A 22,512-nucleotide genomic window follows, 5' to 3' on the forward strand; every position below is an offset into this window, starting at 1 on the left:
AGTCGACATGTGCTCCCAAACTGCCGCCTCACCCTGCTGATATCGGCGGCGCTCACCTCACTTGCAGCGCTCTTGACCCGGTTCCCGGCACCAGTATGAAAGTCGGCAACAACCATGACTGAGCAATCCACCGTCCGCAGCGTCACCTACGACCTGCTGCGCAGGCTCGAACTCACCACCGTCTTCGGCAACCCCGGCTCCACCGAGGAGACGTTCCTCCAGGACTTCCCCGAGGACTTCACCTACGTCCTGGCGCTGCAGGAAGCGTCCGTCATCGCGATGGCCGACTCCTTCGCCCAGGTCACCGGCCGCCCCGCTCTGATCAACCTGCACTCCTCGGCCGGGGTGGGCAACGCGATGGGCAACCTGGTGGCGGCCTACCACGGAAACACGCCTCTGATCATCACCTCCGGCCAGCAGCACCGGGAGCTGGTGATCGGGGATCCGTATCTCGGCAACCGCGAGGCCACCGAGATGCCGAAGCCGTGGGTGAAATGGTCCTACGAGCCCCTCCGCGCCGAAGACGTCCCCGAGGCCTTCATGCGCGCCTACGCGACGGCGCTGCAGCCGCCGACGGGACCGGTCTACCTGTCGATCCCCATGGACGACTGGAAGCGTCCCCTGCCGGGCTTCACCCGAGTGCGCACGCTGAGCGACCGAATGGCTCCCGACACGGGGCGGCTGCGCACCTTCGCCGAGCGCATCTCCGCCAGCCGCAGTCCCGCACTGGTCTTCGGACCCGAGGTCGACCGCGCGGGCGGCTGGGACGGGGCCGTCGCCCTCGCGGAGAAGCTGCGCGCGGCCGTCTACGGGGCCCCGCTGCTGGACCGCGCCTCCTTCCCCGAGGACCACCCCCTCTTCGGCGGCCCGCTGGGCATGTCGGTGAAGTCCATCAGCGACCGGCTGACCGGGCACGACCTGGTGGTCGTGATCGGCGCCGAGGTGTTCCGCTACTACCCCTACGTGCCCGGCGACTACCTCCCCGAAGGCACCGAGCTGCTGCAGATCACCGGCAATCCCGACGTCGCCGCCGCGGCGAGGATGGGCGACAGCCTGCTCGGTGACCCCAAGCTGGCGATCGAGCTGCTCCTGGACATGGTCGCCGAGGGATCCGCGAGGACCGCTCCGCAGCCGATGCCGCGCCCCCGCGTGCTGCCGCAGGAGCCGAACAGCCCGCTTACCCCGCCCGAGGTGTACGCCACCCTGAGCAAGGTCCGGCCGCCGGACGCGGTCATCGTCAACGAGTCGACGTCGACGATGGCGCAGCAGATCGAGTGGCTTCCCACGACACGGTCCGGATCGTTCTTCGCCACGGCCAGCGGCGGCATCGGCTGGGGCACCCCGGCCGCCGTGGGCGTCGCGCTCGGCGACCGGGACCGGGGCGTGCAGCGGCCGGTGATCGGTCTGATCGGCGACGGGTCCCTCCAGTACTCCGTACAGGCCCTCTACACGGCGGCCCAGCACAACCTCCCGATCGTCTACGTGGTCATGCACAACCACGAGTACTCGATCCTGAAGTCGTTCGCCGTACTGGAGGAGACCCCGGGCGTCCCCGGACTTGACCTGCCCGGACTCGACATCGCCTCCGTGGCCCGCGGCTTCGGATGCCGGGCCGTCGACGTCAAGACCACCGAGGATCTGGAGCGGGAGTTCAAGTCGGCCCTGACCGCGAACACCACCACCGTCATCGTCGTCACCACACAAACCCAGAAAGCCATGCTGTAGGGCGTGCGGTCCGCACCATCAGACGCATCGGACAAGGAACGACAGTCATGGATTTCGGACTGAAGGACCGGGTGTACATCGTCACCGGTGGCACCCGCGGACTGGGCAGGGCAGCCGCGCGCGAGCTGGTGGCGGACGGTGCGAGGGTGGTCGTCAGCGGCCGCGGCAAGGAATCGGTGGCCGCCGCGGTCGAGGAGCTCGGCGGCCCCGGACAGGCGATCGGTGTCGTGGCCGACAACGCCGACAGCGCAACGCCGGACCGGCTCGTCGCCGCGGCGCGTGACGCCTTCGATCACCTGGACGGGATGCTGATCAGCGTCGGCGGGCCGCCCGCAGGTACCTCCGACACGATCGACGACGACCAGTGGCGCGCCGCGTTCGAGTCGGTCTTCCTCGGCGCGGTGCGGCTCTCCCGCGCCGCCGCGGCGGAACTGGGCGAGGGCGGTGTCATCGGCTTCGTCCTGTCCAGCTCCGTGTACGAACCCATTCCCGGGCTCGCCACCTCCAACGCCCTGCGGCCGGCTCTGGCCGGGTATGCGAAGGGCCTCGCCGACGAGCTGGGCCCAAGGGGCATCCGCGTGGTCGGCCTCGTGCCCGCCCACATCGAGACCGACCGGGCACGCGAACTCTACGGACCCTCCCGCGACCCCGACTCGGCCTTTGAACGGGCGGCCGCCGGCATCCCCCTGCGGCGCTTCGGAACCCCGGACGAATTCGGCCGCAGCGCCGCCTTCCTCCTGTCGCCCGCCGCGTCCTACCTGACGGGCGCGATGCTTCAGATCGACGGCGGCGTACGCAAAGGCTTCTGACAGAGGAGTTGAGGAGCCATCATGCCCATCTACACCTGCACGGCGGCCCAGGGATCGCTGACCAGCGAGGTGAAGGCCCTGCTGGCAGCCGAGATCACCCGGATCCACGTCGACGTCAACCACGTGCCACCGGCGTACGTCAACGTGGTCTTCTCCGAGCTGCCCGCGGACAGTGTCTTCGCGGGCGGGCAGCCGGCGACACCGCTGATCCTCACCGGCTGGGTGCGGCGGGGCCATCCGCAGGAGGAGGCGACGCGACTGGCCCAGGAACTGTCCTCAGCCATCGTCCGGATCTCCGGCATGGACGAGAGCCGGACCATGGTGGTGCTCCAGGACGGCCCCGCCCGGTCCGCTGTCGAAGGGGGTCGCGTGCTGCCCGAACCAGGTGAGGAAAAGGAGTGGTTGCGCTAAGCCGGCGCCTGAACGCCGCGCCACCGGGCGCGGACACCTTTTGGCCTGGACAGGCCCTAACCGTCTGGCCTGGACAGGCCCTAACCGTCGGCGGGGTACCCGTGGAACGCTCCGGCCACCACGGAGGACAGCTGCCGCTCGATCCGCTCGGCGGGCATGGCGGTCAGCTCGGCGCCGATGGGTGCCAGGGCGAGCCAGTTCAGCAGGCCGGCCGCGCAGCGCGTACGGAAGATCAGTTCCTGCTCGTCCACACCGGGAAGGTTCGCTGTGAGTACCCGGAGGGCGTCGGAGCGAGTCTGCTCGAACTTGCCGGCCAGCCGCTCCCACCCCTCGGGCGGATCAATGCCGACGCGCGCGACGGTCCGCATCACGGCCAGGTCCTGTCCACCGGCCGCCAGCGCGCGCACCATCGGCCGGACAAAGGCTGCCGCCAGCTCCTGGAGTGTTGAGGTGGAGCCGACGGATTCGAGTGCCAGGATCTGGGCGTCCAGATAGCGCTCCAACGCGTGCTCGATCGCAGCGTCGCACAGCGCCTTCAGTGAGCCGAAGTGGTAACTCACCGCGGCGACGTTGGCACCGGCGCGATCTGTGATCTCGCGGAGCGTCACGCCCTCCTGGCCCCGCTCTGCGAGCAGCTCAAGGGCAGCCGTCAGCAGGCCGTCCCGCGTGCGCTGACCAGCCTCTCGGCGCAGATCCGCCTTTTCCGCCCGTGTCACGGCATGAACTCAAGCAGCCGCTTGAGTTCAGTGTCAAACAGCCGTTGCGGCACTACGACTGCTGGTCGCGGCCGGCGTCGCCGAGCTCCTTGAGCAGCCGGGTCAGGGTCGCGAGCCGCTCGGGTCCGAGCAGCTCCTCGATCCAGCGGCTTGTCTCCTGCGCCTGCCGACGGCCCAGAGCCGCTCGTTCATGACCGGCGGGAGTCAGAGCTGCGGCCCAAGTCCGGCTCGGTGCTTCGATGTAACGGTAGGTCAGCAAGCGCAGGGGCAGTAGCACGATGTAGAACGCCACCTCGAGCGTGAGTCAGCCAGTCAGCCCGGGATCTGCGCACGTACTTCGGTTTTCCGTGGTTCGCGCGACTGCACGTCCTGGACGAGCACGGAAGCCTCGACCAGAAGAGCATCGGCAGCCTCGCCGCCGTCGACCGGTCCACGCTCACACCCCTTCTCGACCGGCTCGTGGCCCGCGGCCTCATCACCAAGAACACGGACCCCGGCAACCGCCGTCGGCAACTGGTCAGGCCGGTGTGACTGGCGCGACGGGCGGAGGAGCTGCGGGTGCGGCGGTAGCGGGCGGTTCCGAGGGGGCGCGGGATGCCGACGCTGCGACGGGGGCCGGCGAGACGGCGCGTGCCGGGGCCGAGGCGCGCAGTCAACTACCGATGATCAACTGTTCATCAAGCCGTGCGTGCCGGCGGCATCCCGGCTCCCGTCCTTGTCGCGTCGGTGCCCCAGCTGGCCAGCAGTCGTAGTGCCTCCGCCGACGGGGAGCCCGGTTCGGCGTGGTAGGTCGCCAGCGTCTGTTCGTGGTCGTCGGCCAGGTGGAACGACTCGAGACGGAGATCGAGTTCGCCGACGAGCGGGTGGTGCAGGCGCAGGATGCCGTGGCACTTGTCCTTGACGTCGTGGGCGGCCCACAGCCGCCTGAACTCCTCGCTCTTCACGGAGAGTTCGCCCACCAGCGCGGACAGCCGGGGGTCGTTGGGATGGGAGCCGGCGTCCAGGCGCAGCTGAGCGACGACGTCGTTCGCTTTCTGCTCCCAGTCCACGAACAGGTCGCTGTACTCGGGCCTGAGGAACACCAGCCGCGCCCAGTTCCGCTCGTGCGCGGGCAGCTCGGCCCAGTCGCCGAAGACCGCCGCGGCCATCCGGTTCCAGGCGAGTATGTCCCCCCGCCGCCCCACGAGGATCGCCGGGCCGCCTTCCATGGTGTCCAGCAGTGTCCGCAGGGAGCCCCGCACCCGCTGGGTGCGGCCGGCCGGCTTCTTCTTCTGTTTCGGCTTCGCCAGGTGCGTGAGGTGGGCGCGCTCGGCTTCGCTCAGCCTGAGCGCGCGGGCGATGGCGTCGAGGACCTCCGCCGACACGTGCCGCCCGTTGCCCTGCTCCAGGCGCGTGTAGTACCCCACCGACACCCCGGCCAGCTGCGCCAGCTCCTCGCGGCGCAGCCCCGGCACCCGCCGGTGCCGCGCGAAGTCCGGCAGGCCCACGTCCTCCGGCTTCAGCCGGGCCCGCCGGGTGCGCAGGAACTCGCTGAGCTCGGCACGCGGGTCCAGAGCGCCGTCGGCGGGCTCGTGCACCGGTTCGGGGTATTCGTCCATGCCTCCGAGTATCCACGGTCGGACGCACACCAGCCTGCACCAGTCAGTGGTAGGCACAGCGGGTGTACACGAAGCCGTGACCTGGGTGAATACCGGATCGTCCAGCACGCTGGCACTTGTGCCCGGCTGGAAGGCAGCCGGGGCGTGGCTTGCATCAGGAACGGAGTACACCCCATGACCGCAACACAGGGGACCGAGTCGAGGACGCACCGGAGCGAAACGGCCGCGGAGGTGGTCGGCCGCCTTCGTGCGACGTTCAACACCGGCGTCACCCGCCCACTGGACTGGCGCGTGGAGCAGCTGCGGCGGCTGCGGGCGCTGCTGGTCGAGAACGAGCAGGAGCTGATCGAAGCGCTCTGGAAGGACCTGAGGAAGAACGCCGCCGAGGCGAAGACGCAGGAGATCGACTTCACCGTCGCCGACATCGACGAGACGCTGGCGAATCTCGAGAACTGGCTTCAGCCCCGCCCGGTGGAGGTTCCTGCCCACTTCGGTCCCACGACCACGGCCTACACCACCTACGACCCGCTCGGGGTCGTCCTGGTGATCGCCCCGTGGAACTTCCCGCTGCACCTTCTCATCGACCCCATCATCGGCGCCCTGGCCGCCGGGAACACCGTGGTGGCCAAGCCGAGCGAGATCTCGGTGCACACCTCGGCGGTCGCTGCACGCCTGCTGCGTGAGTACTTCGACCCTGACGTGCTCACCGTGGTCGAGGGGGGCGCCGAGGAGACCACGGCCCTCCTGGCACAGCGTTTCGACCACATCTTCTACACCGGCAACGGCACGGTCGGCCGGATCGTCATGGCCGCAGCCGCCAAGAACCTCACCCCCGTCACGCTCGAACTCGGGGGCAAGTCACCGGTCTTCGTGGCACCTGACGCCGACGTGGACGAGACCGCGAAGCGGCTGGTCGGCGCCAAGTTCGGCAACGCGGGGCAGCAGTGCATAGCCCCCGACTATGTCCTGGCCGATCCTGCCACCGCCGCCGCACTGGTCCCCGCCCTGCGCACGGCGGTCGAGGCCCAGTTCGGCACCAGCCCGCAGTCCTCGGCCGGCTTCGGCCGGGTCATCAACGAGCGGCACTTCGACCGGCTCACCGCCCTGCTGGACTCCGGCCGGGCGGCGGTGGGAGGCCAGCACGACCGTGACGACCTGTTCATCGCACCGACGGTGCTCACCGATGTCGACCCCGCATCGCCGGTCATGCAGGAGGAGATCTTCGGTCCGATCCTCGCCGTCGTCGAAGTCGAAGACCTCGATGCCGCCATCGCCTTCATCAACGAACGCGACAAGCCCCTCGCGCTCTACGCCTTCACCGAGTCCGAGGCCACCAAGTCGCGCCTGTTGAACGAGACGTCCTCCGGCGGTGTCGCCTGGGGCCAGCCGGTGATGCAACTGCTCATGACCGGCCTGCCGTTCGGTGGCGTCGGCGAAAGCGGCATGGGCCGCTACCACGGCCGGTACTCCCTCGAGACGTTCAGCCACCTCAAGGGCGTCGCGGACGTGCCGCTCAGCTAGCCTCGCGCTGTCGTGAAGCAGGCTGCCCGATGGGCGATCGGCCGGCGGAAGTACCTCAGGCCGGTGAGATTGAGGATCGCTGAGATCGCTGGTCCCGCCCCCGCCCCAAGCGCGTTCCAGGTGAAGCCGTGTATCGGTCCTCGTCGCGGGGGCGTGTGGAGGGAGTCGGTCGGGTCGCGGCGTGGCCTGCAGCCACCGATGCGTACCGGCTCCGGCAGCGGCACCCATGACTTCGTCACCTGGCCGGCTGCTGATCGTGCGCAAAGAGCGAACACCCCTGCTCCGGTGGGCAGTTGCGCTTGAGCGGCGTCGACACCGACGCCGACGGCGTGTGGCTCCCACCGCGTTCGCCGCCGGCACCACCCACACCCCGATCGCGGTCCTTAAAACCGCGTCACCGTCAGCGGGCCCGCCCCTGTCCGAGGACCGCATCCGTGCCTCCTCCGGGACAGCGTGGACCCTCTGCGCCACAGGCCTTCATCCCGTTTCCCTCCGTATTGCAGAAAGAAAGCAACCCATGCCTGTCAACACTTCAGAGGTTTCGCCCGTTTCGTCGCTTTTCTCCCCCGTCTCTCTCGGGAAGATCGAGCTCGCCAACCGCATCGTCATGGCACCGCTGACCCGGGTCCGGGCCGGTTCCTCCGGCATCCCCGGGGACCTCATGGTCGAGTACTACCGGCAGCGGGCGAGCGTCGGAATGATCATCACCGAGGGTACCTACCCCGACCACGCCTCGCAGGGCTATGTCGGTGAGCCGGGCATCGCCACCGACGAGCAGGCGGCCGGCTGGCAGCGGGTGTTCGAGGCAGTGCACGCCGAGGGCGGCCGCATCGTCCTGCAGATCATGCACGCCGGCCGCGGCACCCACCCCGACATCAACGGCGGCCGCCGCATCCTCGCCCCCAGCGCGATCGCCATCGACAACAAGACGTTCACCGAGAAGGGCGAGCAGCCCTACCCCGTACCGGAAGCGATGACCACTGCAGAGATCCGGGCAGCCGTGGAGGACTTCGCCGCCGCGGCCCGCCGGGCCATCGGGGCGGGAGCGGACGGCGTGGAGATCCACGGCGCCAACGGCTACCTGCTCCAGGAGTTCCTCTCCCCGGCGGCCAACCAGCGCACCGATGAATACGGCGCCTCGCCGCAGAACCGCGCCCGCTTCGTCGTCGAGGTCGTCACGGCGGTCGCCCAGGCCGTCGGTGCCGAGCGGGTCGGGCTGCGGATCTCGCCGGAGGTCGACCTCGGGGACGTCTTCGAGACCGACCGGGACGACGTCCTGGCCACCTACGGCACCCTGCTCGACCAACTGCGCCCGCTGGGCCTGGCCTACCTCTCCGTACTGCACGCCGAGCCGGGCGGCGACCTGGTACAGGAGCTGCGGCGGCGCTTCGGCGGCAAGCTGATCGTCAACAGCGGCCCCTTCGGGGGGCAGACCACCCGCGAGCAGGCGCTCCAGCAGATCGAGGCCGGCCACGCCGACGCCGTGGTCGTAGGCCGGGCCCTCATCGCCAACCCCGACCTGGTCGCGCGCTGGCAGGGTGGCCACCCGGAGAACGAGCCGCGACCGGAACTGTTCTACGGGCCGGGCGCCGAGGGCTACACCGACTACCCCTTCCTCGAAGCAGCTTGAGGCCCACTCTCACGCCTGTCCATGCGGCAGCCCCGTCACCCATGGACAGGCGCCCGACCGGCGGCACCGTGCCCGCCCCTTTGAGCCCGCGATCCCACCGGCGATCACCGGCTCGAGGACCGTCGGGTCCGTCAGGGCGTTGACAGTCCGCAGGTTCCGGGTCAGCAGCCCGCGTTCGGTGACCTCGTCGAGCACATCGCTCTCGTGCGTGGCCACCGCGGCGGCCTTCGGCCACAGCTGACGCCTATGACAGGGCGGCACCCGCAAGTTCACCGGGAACCCCCGGTCGGGGCCAGGGGCATGGTGTGCGACAGCCACCAGGACGTGATGAGGAAGTTCTTCAGCGCGGGCAGCGGCGGCCGGCCGATCCCCGCCGCGCCGGCGTCCAGCGCCGTGTGCACCGCTGTGGCGTCGATCAGCCCGTGCCCCACCAGCGTGCTCGTCGATCAGCTCGTGCAGCTCCTGGTGGTGGGCGCGCAGGCCCGCGTACAGCAGCGGCGTGAAGCGGCCTTGCTCTGCCTGCCGGTCAGCCGGTCCGGCAGGTCGGGGCGGGCCATGGCCAGCAGGGGTTTGTAGACACCTGGACGGCGCCGCTCTCCGGCACCGATCCGCAGGCAGGCTGTGACGACCTCGTTGTCCAGGAATGGGCTCACCTGGTTCACGCCGTGCTCGGCGAACAGCGGTGCGCAGTCGCGTATGGCGGCGCCGTTGTAGCGCAGCGCGGTCCAGTCCTCCCATTCGCCGGCGTTGACGTCGCCCGCCACCCGCGCGGAGGCTTCGAGCATCCGGGCGACCACCTGCCGTCCGTGCGGGGTGAGGCATTGGATGGCCGCGCCGATGGGACACCACGTCCACATTCCGAGGCCGTCACCCAGCAGTTGTCCGGCCGCGACCGCTTTCGCCGCCCGCGCCAGGGCGTACGGTCGTCCCCGCGCCGCAGTCTTCACGGCCCGCCACAGCGGGCCGGGCACGGTGTTGACCCCAGGGATCGTTCGCCCAGCCGCGGCCATAGCCGCCCGGCGGCCCTCCGAGCAGCCTGCCTACCCCAGCCGACAGGGCAATGCGGACATCAAGTCACGTAGCGCCCTCTCGCAAGGCGCGTTGGCTGCAAGCGGGCGTCCCAGTCCGCGAGGCAGGCAAGGTCATGACTGCGCGCTCCGGAACGCGAGATACCGGCTGAAGGCTTCGTGGCTGTCGGGGGTGAAGCGCCACTCCGACAGAGCCGAGGCGAGCTCCGGCTCGGTCAGCCAGCCATGCCAGGCGACCTCATCGGGATCGGGGACCACGGCGTCCGGCACCACGGCTTCGTGCACGCCGAGCCAGTGAGGGCTCAAACCGCTGCGGTTGATGAACGTGAACAGCAGGCGCGGCAGCGCACGAATGCCCAGCTCTTCGGCCAGTTCCCGCGCGGCGGCCTGTTCATAGGACTCGCCGACATTTGCGGCGCCACCGACCTCGACCTCATAGAGCCCGGGGAAGCGCGATACCTGTTCCGACCGTCGGTGGACGAGGATCCGGCCACGATCATCACGACACGCCGTCACGGCGACCCGATGCAGCCAACCCTCCCGGTTGGCCTCCCGACGGCTGACCACCCCCAGCACGCGATCTTGACCGTCGACACGCTCCACCACTTCATCCACGAGGCACACCCTGACAGAGCCCACCGACAACGCCGCTTCCCGGCGCCCCGAGGAGGGCGTCGCGAGAGCACCTGCACCAGGAGGCCGGACCCGGATGACGACGGTTGTCGGCAAATGCGACACCTATCGTGCTCAGGCTCAATAGGACGTCCGAGTGGCGCGGCGCACTATTGCAAGCAGGTGCTTGCAATAGTTAGCGGGGCGCGGCATGGTGGACGTATGGCATCGCTCAACGTCGGCAATCTCGGTGAGTACCTGCGCGAGCAGCGGCGCAACGCGCAGCTGTCGCTGCGGCAGCTCGCCGACGCCGCCGGAGTGTCCAATCCGTATCTGAGCCAGATCGAGCGCGGGCTGCGCAAGCCGAGCGCGGAGGTGTTGCAGCAGGTCGCCAAGGCGCTGCGGATCTCCGCCGAGACGCTGTACGTGCGGGCCGGGATCCTCGACGCCGAACGGGATCGGGACGAGGTGGAGACGCGCGCCGTCATCCTCGCCGACCCCACGCTGAACGAGCGGCAGAAGCAGGTGCTGCTCCAGGTCTACGAGTCGTTCCGCAAGGAGAACGGCTTCGAGGCCGGCAAGGTGAGCGCGGCGCAGGACGGGGACCTGAGTGACAGCAGTGACAGCAGCGATCTCAGCGATCTCAGCGGCATAAGAGACGGCGACGGCAGCAGCGGCAGGGGCGACAACGCCGTACGCGACCCTCGCGCCGCCGACGGCGGCGACGCCGACCCGCACCCGCGATCCGCCGGTTGAGCCGGGCGGACACAGCGGGACCCAAAAACCCTCAAAGAAAGCCACCGGGAGGACCAGCACCATGGCCATCACCGACGACCTGCGCAAGACCCTCACCGACCCGCGGCCGCTCTACTTCGCCGCCGGCACCGCCGACCTGGCTTTCCAGCAGGCCAAGAAGGTGCCGGGGCTGGTCGAGCAGCTGCGCGCCGAGGCGCCGGCCCGTATCGAGGCCGTTCGCAACACCGACCCCAAGGCCGTCCAGGAGAAGGCCACCGCCCGCGTCAAGGAGACGCAGGAGAACGTCCAGAGCAAGGTCAACGAGTTCATCGGCTCCCTCGACTCCGACCTGAAGAAGCTGGGCGAGACCGCCCAGGACCTCGCCCTGCGCGGTGTCGGCATGGCCGCCGAGTACGCCGTGAAGGCCCGCGAGACCTACGAGAAGGTCGCCGAGCACGGTGAGCAGGCCGTGCGGACCTGGCGGGGCGAGGCGGCCGAGGAGATCGAGGAGCTGGCCATCGCCGTCGAGCCGGAGACCAAGTCGGCCGAGGCCAAGCAGGACAAGCCCGCCGCGGCTTCGACCGAGGCCAAGTCCGAGGCCGCCTCGGCGAAGAAGCCCGCGGCGAAGAAGGCCCCGGCCGCTCGCAAGACGACCCCGGCCAAGAAGACGACGCCGTCGAGCAAGTAACACCACCCTCTGCGGACGACCTCCCTCTGCGGACCACGTCCGCGATCACGCTGAGTAACACGAACGGGTGATCGGTAACGGGTCGGGCACTCCTGGGGTGCCCGGCCCGTTTGTCCGGGTAGCGGGCAGGCGGTTGCGGGTACGGTGGCCGCGTAGGGACTAGCCGACACGGGTGGTGGACGTTGTGCTGATGCAGGGGTTCGTCGGGTTCATGTGGCTGTTGAGCATGGCCCTGATCCTTTTCAGCGGCTTCGCGCTGTTCGACGCCGCCACCCGCCGCGAGGATGCCTACCGCGCGGCCGACAAGCAGACCAAGCCCTTCTGGCTGATCATCCTCGGGCTCGCCTTCGTGGTGAACCTGATCTTCAACATCCTGTCGTTCCTGCCGATCATCGGCCTCATCGCGACGATCGTGTACATGGTCGACGTACGCCCGGCCCTGCGCGGCCTCCCGGGTGGCGGCCGCGCCCGCCGGGGTTCGAGCAGCGACGGCCCGTACGGCCCCTACAACGGCGGCCGGTAAACGCCACGGAGGCGCTGAGCCGAGCGCGACGGCGCACCCGCCGGAGCCATTCGCGGCCGCCGGAGCCACTCGCGGTCGCCGGAGCCACTCGCGGTCGCCGGAGCCACTCGCGGTCGCCGTAGCCACTCGCGGTCGCCGTAGCCACTCGCGGCTACGGCTACGCGCGCTCCAGCAGCAGCACAGCCACGTCATCCGTCAGTTCGCCGCCATTGAGATCGCGGACCTCACTCACCGCGGCCCGCAACAGCGCCTCCCCGCGCAGCCCCTCGGAGAGCTGGCGGCTGATCATCTCCACCATGCCGTCCTGGCCGAGCCGTTCGCGGCCCTCGCCGATGTGGCCCTCGATCAGGCCGTCGGTGTAGAGCATCAGGCTCCACTCCCGGCCCAGCTCCACCTGCATCCGCGGCCAGCGGGCGCCCGGCAGCAGGCCGAGGGCGGGACCGTTGTTGTCGTACGGCAGCAGGCGCGGCGCGCGGCCGGGGCGGGCGACCAGCGGGGCCGGGTGACCGGCCAGGCACAGGCCCCCACGGCGGCCGTCGGGCGCGATGTCGACCGTGCACAGGGTCGCGAAGATCTCGTCGTCCGAGCGTTCGTGCTCCAGCACCTGCTGCAGCGTGTTCAGCAGCTCGTCCCCGCACAGGCCCGCCAGCGTCAGCGCGCGCCACGCGATGCGCAGCTCCACGCCGAGCGCCGCCTCGTCGGGACCGTGCCCGCAGACGTCGCCGATCATGGCGTGCACGGTGCCGTCCGGGGTGCGGACGACGTCGTAGAAGTCGCCGCCGAGCAGCGCGCGCGAGCGGCCGGGGCGGTAGCGGGCGGCGAAGCGCAGCGAGGAGCCGTGCAGCAGCGGTGTGGGCAGCAGGCCGCGCTCCAGTCGGCGGTTCTCCTGGGCGCGCAGCCGGCCCTCGGCGAGTCGCCGCTCGGCCGTGTCGGAACGTTTCCGCTCCACGGCGTAACGGATGGCGCGGCTCAGCAGCCGGCCGTCCAGCTCGTCGCGGAACAGGTAGTCCTGGGCGCCCACGCGGACAGCCTCGGCGCCGCGCTCGGCGTCGCCGGACGCGGTGAGGGCGAGGACGGCGTGCCGGGGCGCGAGCTCCAGTACGTGCCGCAGGACCGACAGCTCGTCGTCGCTGTCGTCGGCCCGGCCGGGGGCCGGCAGCGCGAGGTCCAGCAGGATGCAGTGGACGTCGTCGGTCAGCAGCCGCTCGGCCTCGGTGAGGTTGCGGGCGGTGCGGATCCGGATCGGCTTGCCGGCCTGGTCGAGCAGTTCGGGCACGATCGGGGAGCCGCCGGGGTCGTCCTCGATCAGCAGCAGTGTGAGGTTGGTGTCAGTGAGGGTGCTGGTGGTCTTCGCGGCCTTCTCTTCCTTGTGCGCTTCCTTGCGCGGAGCCTCAGTACCGGGATCACCGGATGCACCGGAGAGGCCGCGGACTGCGGGCGCGGCCTGCGCCTGACCACTCTCCACGGCCGGGATCGCTCTCTGCCGCGGTACGGGTACGGGCATTGTCCTGGGTTCCTTCCCTCCCCCCGAGGGCATGGCGGGTGCGAGGGACCTCGACCCACCGACCGGGACCATAGCGGGTGTCGGCGCCGCAACGGAATGGTGTGAGGCACGCCGCTCGATGGTCGGCCACTGTCATATGCCGCGTTCCGTACCGCAGTTGGACAGGACGCCGCCCGGTCCGGGATGACGAAGGTCACGTCCTCGGCAGGTTTGGCGGCGGGGGAGCGTGCGGTGGGTCACGTGGCCCGCGTCACCGGAGTCGTCCGGGCTCTGTCGCCGTGATCCTCGGGGGCGTGCGGCAGCGATTCCTCAGCCCGCTTGTGGCCGTACGACGCCCAGGATCGGCATCGAACCCGCACCCGCGATCGTGATCGTGCGCCCCGGCCGCGGGGCGTGCACCATCGCGCCCTCGCCCACGTACATCCCGACGTGGCTGGCGTCGCCGAAGTAGATGATCAGGTCGCCGGGGCGCATGTCCTTGACGTCGATGCGCTTCAGCTGCTTCCACTGCTCCTGCGAGGTGCGCGGGATGGCGCTGCCGGCCGCCGCCCAGGCCTGGGAGGTCAGTCCGGAGCAGTCGTACGTCTTCGGGCCCTCGGCGCCCCACTCGTACGGCTTGCCTATCTGCTCGGTGGCGAACTCCACGGCCTTCCTGCCCTGCTCGGTGGCCGTGCCGTCGATCTCGTCGAGGACGCCGGTGTCCAGCCAGGCGGTCTGCGCCTGGTACGCGGCCTCCTCCTCCAGCTTGGCCAGGCGCTCCTTCTCCTCCTTCTCCAGCTGGGACTCCAGCTTCTCCGCCGCCTCGATCCGCTGCTCGATCTTCTTCTGGGCGGCGGACTTCGCCTTGCGGCCCGCCTCCAGCTTCTGCCACTGGGCGGAGGCGTCCTTGGCGTACTGCTGCAAGTCCTGCTGGGTGCGGGTCATTTCCTGAAGCAGATGCTTCGTGGCGCGCTCGCCCTGGAGGACACGGCCGGTGCCGTCGAGGAACTCGCCCGGGTCGTCGCTGAGCATCAGATGGGCCTCGGGCGGGAGGCCGCCGGTGCGGTACTGGGCGGCGGCCGCGGCGCCGGCGCGCTTCTTCAACTCGTCGAGCCTCTCCTGGCCTTCGACGATCCGCTTGGCGAGCGCGACGATCTCGGCGGACTGCTGCTCGGCCTTCTCCTCCGCCGCGTTGTAGGCGTCGGTCGCGGAGGCGGCCTCGCGGTAGAGGGTGTCGAGCCGCTTGCGGACGGCTTCGAGTTCCTCGTTCGTGGCGGGAGCCGAACCGGGCGTCGAGGACGGGGTGGGGGTCGGTGCGGGTGCCGCGAACGCCGCTCCCGGTGCCGCCAGCACGGTGACCGCACAGACCACGGTCACGGCCGCGGCGATCAGGCCGCGCTTGCCCCTGGTCATACCTCTGCCCCCAAACTGATTGCCCGTCAGTAACATCGAACGCCCGGGCGATCGTGCCATGCCGTGGCGCAAAACGACAGAGGCAGTGACTCCCTCCCCCATTCCGGCCGTCGTACGGCGATCCCCCCGCCTTTGTGACGAACGACTCATGGAGATCGTTCCCCGCGCTCCGGCCCACCGGGGAAACGAGGGGCCAAGGCCGAACGTCCGGGGCACCAACGGCCTTGGGGCCACTGTTCACGCGCGCGGCGCGCCAACGCCCCCCATCGCACTGCTCACGGTCGCGGCGCGCCAACGCCCCCATCGCACTGTTCACGCGCGCGGCGCCAACGCCCCCCACCGCACGGTCACTTCCCCCTGCCGCCAGCGCGCCGGACCGTCCGTCACCGGCCAGTCGGCCGTCAGGTCCCGTACGGCCCTGATCCAGCGCTGGCGGGCGCCGTAGGAGGCGTAGGGCGCGGCGGCGGCCCAGGCGCGGTCGAAGTCGCGCAGGAAGGCGTGCACCGGCTCGCCGGGGATGTTGCGGTGGATCAGCGCCTTGGGCAGGCGCTCCGCGAGGTCCGAGGGGCGTTCCAGGGACCCCAGCCGGGTGGCGAAGGTCACCGTGCGCGGGCCCTCCGGGCCGAGCGCGACCCACACGTGCCGCCGCCCGATCTCGTCGCAGGTCCCTTCGACTAGCAGCCCGCCGCGCGAACCCTTCGCCGGATCGGCCGGTGCGAGCCGCGCGCACAGTCGTTCCCACACGCCGGCGACCTCCACCTCGTCGTACTGGCGCAGCACGTTGGCCGCGCGGATGAGCTGCGGCCGCTGGGGGAGCGGGACCTCGAAGCCGCCGTGCCGGAAGGCGAGCCCCTCGCGCGCGTACGGCTGCGCGGCGGCCACGCGCGCGGGTTCGATCTCGACGCCGACCACGCGCGCGTGCGGCGCGGTCGCGCGCAGGCGGGTGAGGAGCTCGACGGCGGTCCAGGGGGCGGCGCCGTAGCCGAGGTCGACGGCGACCGGATCGGCGGCGCGGCGCAGTTCGTGGCCGTGCGCGGCGGCGATCCAGCGGTCCATGCGCCGCAGCCGGTTCGGATTGGTCGTCCCGCGCGTCACCGTTCCCACGACGGGGGTCCCCCTGCTCGGGCGAAGCCGAGAGTGGGGGAGGGGCGCGGGGCGGGCTGTCATACGTACGAGGGTATGGGCGCTCGGCGCGTGCTCCAGACCTCGGTCGCACACTCCAACCCTCGAACGGTTGAGCGATCAACGGTAATGGTTCGGCAAAAAACCATCGGCCGGAAATGGAGCACACCCTTCCGGTGTTGGACCCCGTTGAGGGCCCGGCGCCCTCGAACAGGCATGCCCGCGGCAGGGAGGAACGGCACGTGAGCCATTACGTCAGCAGGCTCGGTCGCCGCTCCCCGGCGGCCCCCTCGCGGCTCCGCCTGGGCCACCGCCGCCCGCGCCGCGTCGCCATGCTCTCCGTGCACACCTCCCCGCTCCACCAGCCCGGCACCGGTGACGCCGGCGGCATGAACGTCTACATCGTGGAGCTCGCGCAGCGCCTCGCCGCGATCAACATCGAGGTCGAGATCTTCACGCGCGCGACCACGGCCGCCCTCCCGCCCGTCGTGGAACTCGCCCCCGGCGTCCTCGTCCGGCACGTCGACGCGGGCCCCTACGAGGGCCTCGCCAAGGAGGACCTCCCGGCCCAGCTGTGCGCCTTCACCCACGGCGTGATGCAGGCCTGGGCCGGCCACCGCCCCGGCTACTACGACCTGGTGCACTCGCACTACTGGCTCTCCGGCCACGTCGGCTGGCTCGCCGCCCAGCGCTGGGGCGTCCCCCTGGTGCACGCCATGCACACCATGGCCAAGGTCAAGAACGCCAACCTCGCCGACGGCGACACCCCCGAGCCCGCCGCCCGGGTCATCGGCGAGACCCAGATCGTGGCCGCGGCGGACCGGCTGATCGCCAACACCGCCGAGGAGGCCGACGAGCTGGTACGGCACTACGCCGCCCAGCGAGCCAAGGTCGCCGTGGTCCACCCGGGCGTCAACCTCGGCCGCTTCCACCCCGCCGACGGCCGCGCCGCCGCCCGCGCCCGCCTGGGCCTGCCCCAGGACGCCCTGATCCCCCTCTTCGCGGGCCGCATACAGCCCCTGAAGGCGCCCGACGTGCTGCTGCGCGCGGTCGCCGTCCTGCTCGCCGAGCGGCCCGACCTGCGCTCCCGGCTGGTCGTCCCGGTCGTGGGCGGCCCCAGCGGCAGCGGCCTCGCCAAACCGGAGGGCCTGCAGAAGCTGGCCGCGCGGCTGGGCATCGCCGATGTCGTACGGTTCCGCCCGCCCGTCGGCCAGGACCAGCTGGCGGACTGGTTCCGGGCCGCGTCCGTGCTGGTCATGCCGTCGTACAGCGAGTCGTTCGGCCTGGTCGCGATCGAGGCGCAGGCGTCCGGTACGCCGGTGCTGGCCGCCGCGGTCGGCGGTCTGCCGGTCGCCGTACGGGACGGACGGACCGGATTCCTCGTCCAGGGGCACGAACCGGCGGCGTACGCGCGCGTACTGGCTGACTTCGCCGACGATCCGCGGCTGTCCGCCCGGCTGGGCTCGGCCGCCGCCCACCACGCCCGCTCCTTCGGCTGGGACGCCTCGGCCGCCGCCACGGCGGAGGCCTACACGGCGGCCATGCAGTCCCACCGCCGCCGCTCCCGGGCCCACCACGGCTGACGTACGCTGCCGCCATGGGCGATGCAGAGCAGCAGGCCGCGCAGGTCATCGAGGGCGTGTTCAAGGACGCGGAGCTGGAGTGGGAGAGCCCCACGCCCGGCCACTACGTCGTCAAGCTCCCCGGCACCCGCAAGCTGTCGACGACGGCCTCCCTGATCGTCGGCCGCCACTCCCTGTCGTTGAACGCCTTCGTGATCCGCCACCCCGACGAGAACGAACCCGGCGTCCACCGCTGGCTGCTGGAGCGCAACCTCAAGCTGTACGGCGTCAGTTACGCCGTCGACCCGCTCGGCGACATCTACGTCACCGGCAAGCTGCCGCTCGCCGCCGTCACCGCGGAGGAGGTCGACCGGCTGCTCGGGCAGATCCTTCAGGCCGCCGACGGAGCCTTCAACACCCTTCTGGAGATGGGTTTCGCGTCCGCGATCCGCAAGGAGTACGCGTGGCGTGTCTCGCGCGGCGAGTCGACCCGCAACCTTGAGGCGTTCACGCACCTGATTCAACGTGGCGAAGCCGAGGGCGGCGCGCCTTCCCGGTAGCGCCCCGGAGTCACCCCGACCAACCGCCGGAAGTGCCGGGTGAGATGGGCCTGGTCGTAGAACCCGGTCGCGGCCGCCGCCTCGGCCGGGCGGACACCGGCCAGCAGCAACCGCCGGGCGCGTTCGACGCGCCGCGAGTTCAGGTACTGGTGCGGCGCGATGCCGTACGCGCCGCTGAACGCCCGTACGAGATGGGCGGGATGGGCCTGGAGGAGCGCGCCCGCCTCGTCCAGCGACAGGCCGTGCACGACCCGTTCGTCGAGGAGTTCGCGCAGCCGGCGGGCCAGGGCGGGGTCGGTGCGCGGGCCGACGGTGGCGAGCCGCGGGCGCAGATGGGCGCGCAGCCGGTCCCCGATCAGCGTCAGCCGGCTCTCGGCCTCCAGCTCGTCACCGGGGGCGGCGAGCGCGCCGTGCAACTGCCCCACGCGATGCCGCAGCACCGGATCGCGCAGGTCTGGCGCGTCGACGGCGGGCCCGATGAAGTCGTCGGTGAGCAGTGAGTCGTCCAGGTACAGCACCCGCTTGCGGAAGCCCTGCGAGGTGGCGGCGGAGCCGTTGTGGGGGACGTGCGGCGGCAGCAGGGTCACCGTGTCGTGCGGGGTGCCGTGCTCGTGCCGGTCGAGGTCGTACCGTACGGCGCCGTCGTCCACGATGAGCAGCGTCCACGCCTCATGGACGTGCATCGGGTAGGCGTACTCGGTGAAGTGGGCGTGGAAGACCTCGACGACGCCCGGGACGAGCGGTCGCCAGGCGGAGACCTCCCGCTGCTGGGCCATGCAAAAAACGTACAAGACCGGGCCGTACGACGGTCAGCACGCTGGTCCCATGAACGATTCCGCACCTGTCCGCGTCGACCGCCCCGACCGCTTCGACACCAAGATCGCCGTCCTGCTCCGCGAGGACCTGGAGCCCTGGCAGCGCCTGAACGTCACCGCCTTCCTGATCAGCGGCCTCGGCACAGAGGTCCCCGAGGTGATCGGCGAGCCGTACGAGGACGCCGACGGCGTGCCCTATCTGCCGATGTTCCGCCAGCCGGTACTGGTCTTCGAGGGCACGAAGGAGACGCTGACCGCGGCCCACGCGCGCGTGCTCTCCCGTGCCCTCCCGCGCGCGGTGTTCACCTCGGACCTGTTCACGACGGGCAACGACCGCGACAACCGGGCGGCCGTGCGGGCCGTGCGGACGGCGGAGCTGGACCTGGTGGGCCTCGCGGTCCATGGCCCGCGCAACGCCGTGGACAAGGCCCTCAAGGGTGCGCGGATGCACCCCTAGGGCTCCGTCAGGCGGCGCTGACCTCGGGCTTCGCCGGGGTCGGTGTCGCGGGGGCCGGCGGCTCCTGCTTCGGCAGGCGGCGCATCAGGATGCCGTACCCGATCGCCGCGCCCGTGCCGACCACCGCGCACAGCCCCCACAGCCACTCCGCGCCGTACCGGTCGATGACGAAGCCGGACATCAGGGGCGCGACCAGGCCGGCGACGGACCAGGACATGGTGTGCATGCCCTGGTAGCGGCCGCGGCCGTGCTCCGGGGAGAGGGCGACGACGAGGCCGGTCTGGGTGGGTGCCTGGACGATCTCGGCGAGGGTCCACACGCAGACGGTGAGGGCGAAGAGACCGACCGAGCCGGCGAAGGCGGTGAGTCCGAAGCCGTACCCGGCGAGCAGCGACGAGATGATCAGCAGCCGCCGGGTGTCGCGGTGCTCGATGAAACGGGTGACCGGGATCTGCAGCGCGACGATCAGCACGCCGTTGACCGCGATCGCCATGCCGTAGTCGGCGGGCGTGAGCCCGGCCTCGCCCATGGCGATCGGCAGGCCGACGGAGCCCTGCTGGAAGATCAGCGCGAGCAGGAAGGACAGCCCGACGACGCCCATGAAGCGGCCGTCGCGCAGGACGGTGCCGAGGGAGACGGTGTCCGCCTCCTTCGCCGTGGCCGCCCGGACGGGCCTGGACTCCGGCAGCTTCACGAAGACGACGATCGCGCAGGCCATGGTCATACCGGCCTCGATCAGGAAGCCTGCGCGGTAGCTGACCTCGGCGATGAAACCGGCGGCGGTGGAGGAGATCGCGAAGCCCAGGTTGATCGCCCAGTAGTTCAAGGAGAAGGCGCGGACCCGGTCCTCGGGCCGGATGATGTCCGCCATCATCGCCTGCACGGCTGGCCGCGAGGCGCTGGAGGCGGCGCCCACCAGGAAGGCCACGCCGGCGATGGCCAGCGGATGCTGCACGAAGGCGAGCAGCGCGACGGACACCGCGGTGGACGCCTGGGCGATGAGCAGGGTCGGCCGCCGCCCGAGCCGGTCGGCCATCACGCCGCCGCCGATGGACAGGACGACGCCGCCGAGGCCGTACAGCGCCGCGACCAGACCGGCGTACGTGGCGGAGTGGCCTCGGTCGAGGGTCAGGTACATGGCCATGAAGGTGGCCACGAACCCGCCGAGCCGGTTGATGAGCGTGCTGGTCCACAGCCACCAGAACTCGCGGGGTAGCCCGGAGACGCTCTCCCGGACGGCACGTCTCAAGGTGGCTGGTGACATCGCGGATTCCCCCACAGCTGTAAGCGGCTCAGGCAGCGCTCACAACTTACAAACGGGGTCCCCGGCCCGCCACTCAATTGACGGGGAGCGTCAATCGTGACGGCCTGGGCATGACAGGTTCCCCCCGTTCGAAGCGGCTCGGGAACGGATACTTCCGCTCCAGGAAGGCGCGGATGGCAGCCTGGGCCGCCGCCCGGTCCGCCGGGGCGGTCTCCACGTCGTTGAGGCAGAAGAAGTCGACGTCCTCACCGGCCGCCAGGCGGGCCAGCCGCCGCCGCATGTCCGGGGTGCCCAACTGCACATAGCGGAAGCGGTACTCGGCCGGAACGGCCCGGCCGGTCGAGATCGCCCAGTGGTGGTGCAGCGTGGACGCCGGAGCGACGTCGGTGGTGGAGCGGAAGCGCGAGTACGACGTCCGCCGCAGCTCCTCGATGTCGAGGCTCTCCATCTCCCGCATCACCGACAGCAGCTGCGGATGCGGGGTGTGCAGCGACTTGTGCGTGATCTGCCGGCCGTGGAAGCGCCGGATCACCTCGCGGGTGTTCTTCCCGGCGGAGTTCGGAGCCGGCTCCTGCGGGTGCGGATCGCCGATCCCCAGCTTCAGCGGGGACAGCGGGATGCGGGCGATGCCGTTGCCGTGGAAGAAGTGCTCGGCGCGCACCGGGCGGTTGATGAAGACGTCGTCGTTGAAGTAGAGGTAGTGATCCGACAGCCCCGGGATGTGGTGCAGCCGGCTCTCGATGGCGTGCGAGTTGAAGACGGGGAGCGCGTCCGCGGGGAGGATGTCCCGGTGGTCGACCACCGTCAGGCCCTCCGCGTCCCGATCCAGCCAGTCGGGGGTCTGCGAGTCGGTCACGAGGTAGACGTGCCGGACGAAGTCGGCGTACATCTCCAACGAGCGCAGCGCGTACTTCAGTTCGTCATGGCTGGTGTAGCGGGAGGCGCCGGTCTCGCGCGGGGCGATGACGTGGTCGGACGACTGATGGGCGCGGCGCTTGGCGGCCATCGCCGGGTCGTCACCGTCGACCCAGGTGTACACGGCGTCGACGGGGAAGCACACCTCGTCGACGCCCGGCTCGGCGAACGGGGCGAACGTCGGCACCGTGCGATGCCGGACCTCCACCACGGCCGGTCGCTGCGCCGACACCGGCAGCACCTCGGACACCGGGTTGCGGCGCGGCGCGACGAGCGCCGTGTCGAAGACGTCCGACAGCTGGTCGCCGGGCACGGTGAGATGGGCGGGGTCCGTGCCCAGGTCCCGGCCGTGCCGCCAGAACTCGATGTCGCACCCCGTCTCCAGACCGCCGAGCACCTGACCCGCCGGCCCGAGGCGCACCACGCCGGTCCGCAGCACCGCCGCCCGCCGCAGCGCCCCCGGCAGCCTCCCGTCGGCCCACAGCACCGCCCTGGTCACGTCGCCGCCGGGACCGACGGCACCGACGTACTCGGGGGTGCGGGCGAAGCGCCGCGCGGCCTGTGCCAGGACCGTGCCGCGATGCGTCTCCGCGACGCCGATCACCTGCCGCGGGCCGCCGCGTCCGGGGTCGGCGGGGACCAGGAAGTACGGCACGCCGGCCGCGTCCAGCAGGGCGCACACCTGCTCCAGATCGGTGGCGGCGGCGTCCGCGGCGGTGTAACCGGTGACCGTACGGCCGTACAGCCGCGTCGGTCCGCAGGCGATCCGGCGCAGCCCGGGGACGGCCGCCCGCAGACGGCGGCGGGCCCGGACCGCGCGCAGGGCCCAGAGCCGGGCCGACAGCCAGAGCCCGAGGCGCGTCACAAGGGCCCGGGCGGCCCGGAGGCCGGGGGCCGCCGCGAGGCGGTGACGGATGTCCATGGC

At 71.0% G+C, this 22,512-nt stretch carries 25 protein-coding genes; 12 read left to right on the forward strand and 13 right to left on the reverse strand.

All coding sequences use genetic code 11. The features are described 5' to 3' along the window. Positions 1-114: 114 nt before the first annotated feature. The 3 genes from mdlC to I2W78_RS21245 are packed head-to-tail and all read left to right on the forward strand — an operon-like array spanning position 115 to position 2,945. The gene (gene mdlC, locus I2W78_RS21235) at positions 115-1,725 is read left to right on the forward strand and encodes a benzoylformate decarboxylase (protein ID WP_196461849.1); all 1,611 of its coding nucleotides are present in this window, start codon (positions 115-117) and stop codon (positions 1,723-1,725) included. Positions 1,726-1,772: 47 nt separating this feature from the next. Next, a complete protein-coding gene (locus I2W78_RS21240) occupies positions 1,773-2,534 on the forward strand; it encodes an SDR family oxidoreductase (protein ID WP_196461850.1) in 762 nt (253 codons plus the stop codon). A gap of 21 nt (positions 2,535-2,555) precedes the next feature. After that, positions 2,556-2,945 carry a tautomerase family protein gene (locus I2W78_RS21245; protein WP_196461851.1) on the forward strand — a complete coding sequence of 130 codons (390 nt, stop codon included), beginning with the start codon at positions 2,556-2,558 and terminating at the stop codon, positions 2,943-2,945. A gap of 80 nt (positions 2,946-3,025) precedes the next feature. Here I2W78_RS21245 and I2W78_RS21250 read toward each other — a convergent pair whose 3' ends face one another. Together I2W78_RS21250 and I2W78_RS21255 are read right to left on the reverse strand one after the other, a co-directional pair. Further along, positions 3,026-3,661 carry a TetR/AcrR family transcriptional regulator gene (locus tag I2W78_RS21250; protein WP_196461852.1) on the reverse strand — a complete coding sequence of 212 codons (636 nt, stop codon included), beginning with the start codon at positions 3,659-3,661 and terminating at the stop codon, positions 3,026-3,028. 52 nt (positions 3,662-3,713) lie between these two features. Next, positions 3,714-3,953, reverse strand: a complete 240-nt coding sequence (locus I2W78_RS21255) for a hypothetical protein (protein WP_196461853.1) — start codon at positions 3,951-3,953, stop codon at positions 3,714-3,716. A 68-nt stretch (positions 3,954-4,021) separates the two neighbouring features. Here I2W78_RS21255 and I2W78_RS41710 point away from each other — a divergent pair, with 68 nt between their 5' ends. After that, entirely contained in the window at positions 4,022-4,192 is a 171-nt protein-coding gene (locus I2W78_RS41710; RefSeq protein ID WP_374222729.1) for a MarR family transcriptional regulator, read from the forward strand. Between the two features lie 146 nt (positions 4,193-4,338). Here I2W78_RS41710 and I2W78_RS21265 read toward each other — a convergent pair whose 3' ends face one another. Then, entirely contained in the window at positions 4,339-5,259 is a 921-nt protein-coding gene (locus I2W78_RS21265) for a helix-turn-helix domain-containing protein (protein ID WP_196461854.1), read from the reverse strand. 174 nt (positions 5,260-5,433) lie between these two features. On the opposite strand from I2W78_RS21265, the gene I2W78_RS21270 reads away from it, so the two are divergent. Continuing rightward, on the forward strand, positions 5,434-6,780 hold the full coding sequence (locus I2W78_RS21270) for an aldehyde dehydrogenase family protein (RefSeq protein ID WP_196461855.1): 1,347 nt from the start codon (positions 5,434-5,436) through the stop codon (positions 6,778-6,780). A gap of 517 nt (positions 6,781-7,297) precedes the next feature. Further along, on the forward strand, positions 7,298-8,410 hold the full coding sequence (locus tag I2W78_RS21275) for an alkene reductase (RefSeq protein ID WP_196461856.1): 1,113 nt from the start codon (positions 7,298-7,300) through the stop codon (positions 8,408-8,410). 9 nt (positions 8,411-8,419) lie between these two features. Here I2W78_RS21275 and I2W78_RS21280 read toward each other — a convergent pair whose 3' ends face one another. From I2W78_RS21280 to I2W78_RS21295, 4 genes are all read right to left on the reverse strand, one after another. Continuing rightward, a complete protein-coding gene (locus I2W78_RS21280) occupies positions 8,420-8,626 on the reverse strand; it encodes a hypothetical protein (protein ID WP_196461857.1) in 207 nt (68 codons plus the stop codon). Between the two features lie 53 nt (positions 8,627-8,679). Continuing rightward, a complete protein-coding gene (locus I2W78_RS21285) occupies positions 8,680-8,841 on the reverse strand; it encodes a hypothetical protein (RefSeq protein WP_196461858.1) in 162 nt (53 codons plus the stop codon). Positions 8,842-8,856: 15 nt separating this feature from the next. Next, on the reverse strand, positions 8,857-9,381 hold the full coding sequence (locus tag I2W78_RS21290) for an asparagine synthase-related protein (RefSeq protein ID WP_196461859.1): 525 nt from the start codon (positions 9,379-9,381) through the stop codon (positions 8,857-8,859). Between the two features lie 171 nt (positions 9,382-9,552). Continuing rightward, entirely contained in the window at positions 9,553-10,053 is a 501-nt protein-coding gene (locus I2W78_RS21295; RefSeq protein ID WP_374222690.1) for an NUDIX hydrolase, read from the reverse strand. Positions 10,054-10,272: 219 nt separating this feature from the next. Between I2W78_RS21295 and I2W78_RS21300 the strand changes: the two genes are divergently transcribed. The 3 genes from I2W78_RS21300 to I2W78_RS21310 all read left to right on the forward strand — a co-directional run bounded on the left by I2W78_RS21300 (position 10,273) and on the right by I2W78_RS21310 (position 11,996). After that, positions 10,273-10,806, forward strand: a complete 534-nt coding sequence (locus I2W78_RS21300; protein WP_196461860.1) for a helix-turn-helix domain-containing protein — start codon at positions 10,273-10,275, stop codon at positions 10,804-10,806. 61 nt (positions 10,807-10,867) lie between these two features. Continuing rightward, a complete protein-coding gene (locus I2W78_RS21305) occupies positions 10,868-11,473 on the forward strand; it encodes a hypothetical protein (RefSeq protein ID WP_196461861.1) in 606 nt (201 codons plus the stop codon). Between the two features lie 190 nt (positions 11,474-11,663). Beyond that, the gene (locus I2W78_RS21310; protein ID WP_196461862.1) at positions 11,664-11,996 is read left to right on the forward strand and encodes a DUF2516 family protein; all 333 of its coding nucleotides are present in this window, start codon (positions 11,664-11,666) and stop codon (positions 11,994-11,996) included. Between the two features lie 157 nt (positions 11,997-12,153). Here the strand turns inward: I2W78_RS21310 and I2W78_RS21315 are convergent, their stop codons facing one another. From I2W78_RS21315 to I2W78_RS21325, 3 genes are all read right to left on the reverse strand, one after another. Next, complete coding sequence (locus I2W78_RS21315) at positions 12,154-13,500, reverse strand: PP2C family protein-serine/threonine phosphatase (RefSeq protein WP_196461863.1); 1,347 nt, start codon at positions 13,498-13,500, stop codon at positions 12,154-12,156. A gap of 309 nt (positions 13,501-13,809) precedes the next feature. Further along, entirely contained in the window at positions 13,810-14,892 is a 1,083-nt protein-coding gene (locus I2W78_RS21320) for a C40 family peptidase (protein ID WP_196461864.1), read from the reverse strand. Positions 14,893-15,204: 312 nt separating this feature from the next. Beyond that, positions 15,205-15,996, reverse strand: a complete 792-nt coding sequence (locus I2W78_RS21325) for a class I SAM-dependent methyltransferase (RefSeq protein WP_196461865.1) — start codon at positions 15,994-15,996, stop codon at positions 15,205-15,207. 260 nt (positions 15,997-16,256) lie between these two features. Here I2W78_RS21325 and mshA point away from each other — a divergent pair, with 260 nt between their 5' ends. Next, positions 16,257-17,597 carry a D-inositol-3-phosphate glycosyltransferase gene (gene mshA, locus I2W78_RS21330; RefSeq protein ID WP_196461866.1) on the forward strand — a complete coding sequence of 447 codons (1,341 nt, stop codon included), beginning with the start codon at positions 16,257-16,259 and terminating at the stop codon, positions 17,595-17,597. A 14-nt stretch (positions 17,598-17,611) separates the two neighbouring features. Next, the gene (locus tag I2W78_RS21335; protein ID WP_196461867.1) at positions 17,612-18,136 is read left to right on the forward strand and encodes a type III secretion system chaperone family protein; all 525 of its coding nucleotides are present in this window, start codon (positions 17,612-17,614) and stop codon (positions 18,134-18,136) included. Here I2W78_RS21335 and I2W78_RS21340 read toward each other — a convergent pair. Further along, positions 18,097-18,912, reverse strand: a complete 816-nt coding sequence (locus I2W78_RS21340; protein ID WP_196461868.1) for a helix-turn-helix transcriptional regulator — start codon at positions 18,910-18,912, stop codon at positions 18,097-18,099. The genes I2W78_RS21335 and I2W78_RS21340 overlap by 40 nt on opposite strands. Positions 18,913-18,961: 49 nt before the next feature. Between I2W78_RS21340 and I2W78_RS21345 the strand changes: the two genes are divergently transcribed. Beyond that, a complete protein-coding gene (locus tag I2W78_RS21345) occupies positions 18,962-19,408 on the forward strand; it encodes a DUF2000 domain-containing protein (RefSeq protein WP_196461869.1) in 447 nt (148 codons plus the stop codon). A 7-nt stretch (positions 19,409-19,415) separates the two neighbouring features. On the opposite strand, the gene I2W78_RS21350 is transcribed toward I2W78_RS21345, so the two are convergent. Beyond that, positions 19,416-20,672: an MDR family MFS transporter gene (locus I2W78_RS21350; protein ID WP_196461870.1), complete on the reverse strand. Its 1,257-nt coding sequence runs from the start codon at positions 20,670-20,672 to the stop codon at positions 19,416-19,418. Between the two features lie 73 nt (positions 20,673-20,745). Then, a complete protein-coding gene (locus tag I2W78_RS21355; RefSeq protein ID WP_196461871.1) occupies positions 20,746-22,509 on the reverse strand; it encodes a stealth conserved region 3 domain-containing protein in 1,764 nt (587 codons plus the stop codon). Between the last annotated feature and the right edge of the window lie 3 nt (positions 22,510-22,512).

Source organism: Streptomyces spinoverrucosus (genome assembly GCF_015712165.1).
In the GTDB taxonomy this organism is placed as follows: Bacteria; Actinomycetota; Actinomycetes; order Streptomycetales; family Streptomycetaceae; genus Streptomyces; species Streptomyces spinoverrucosus_A.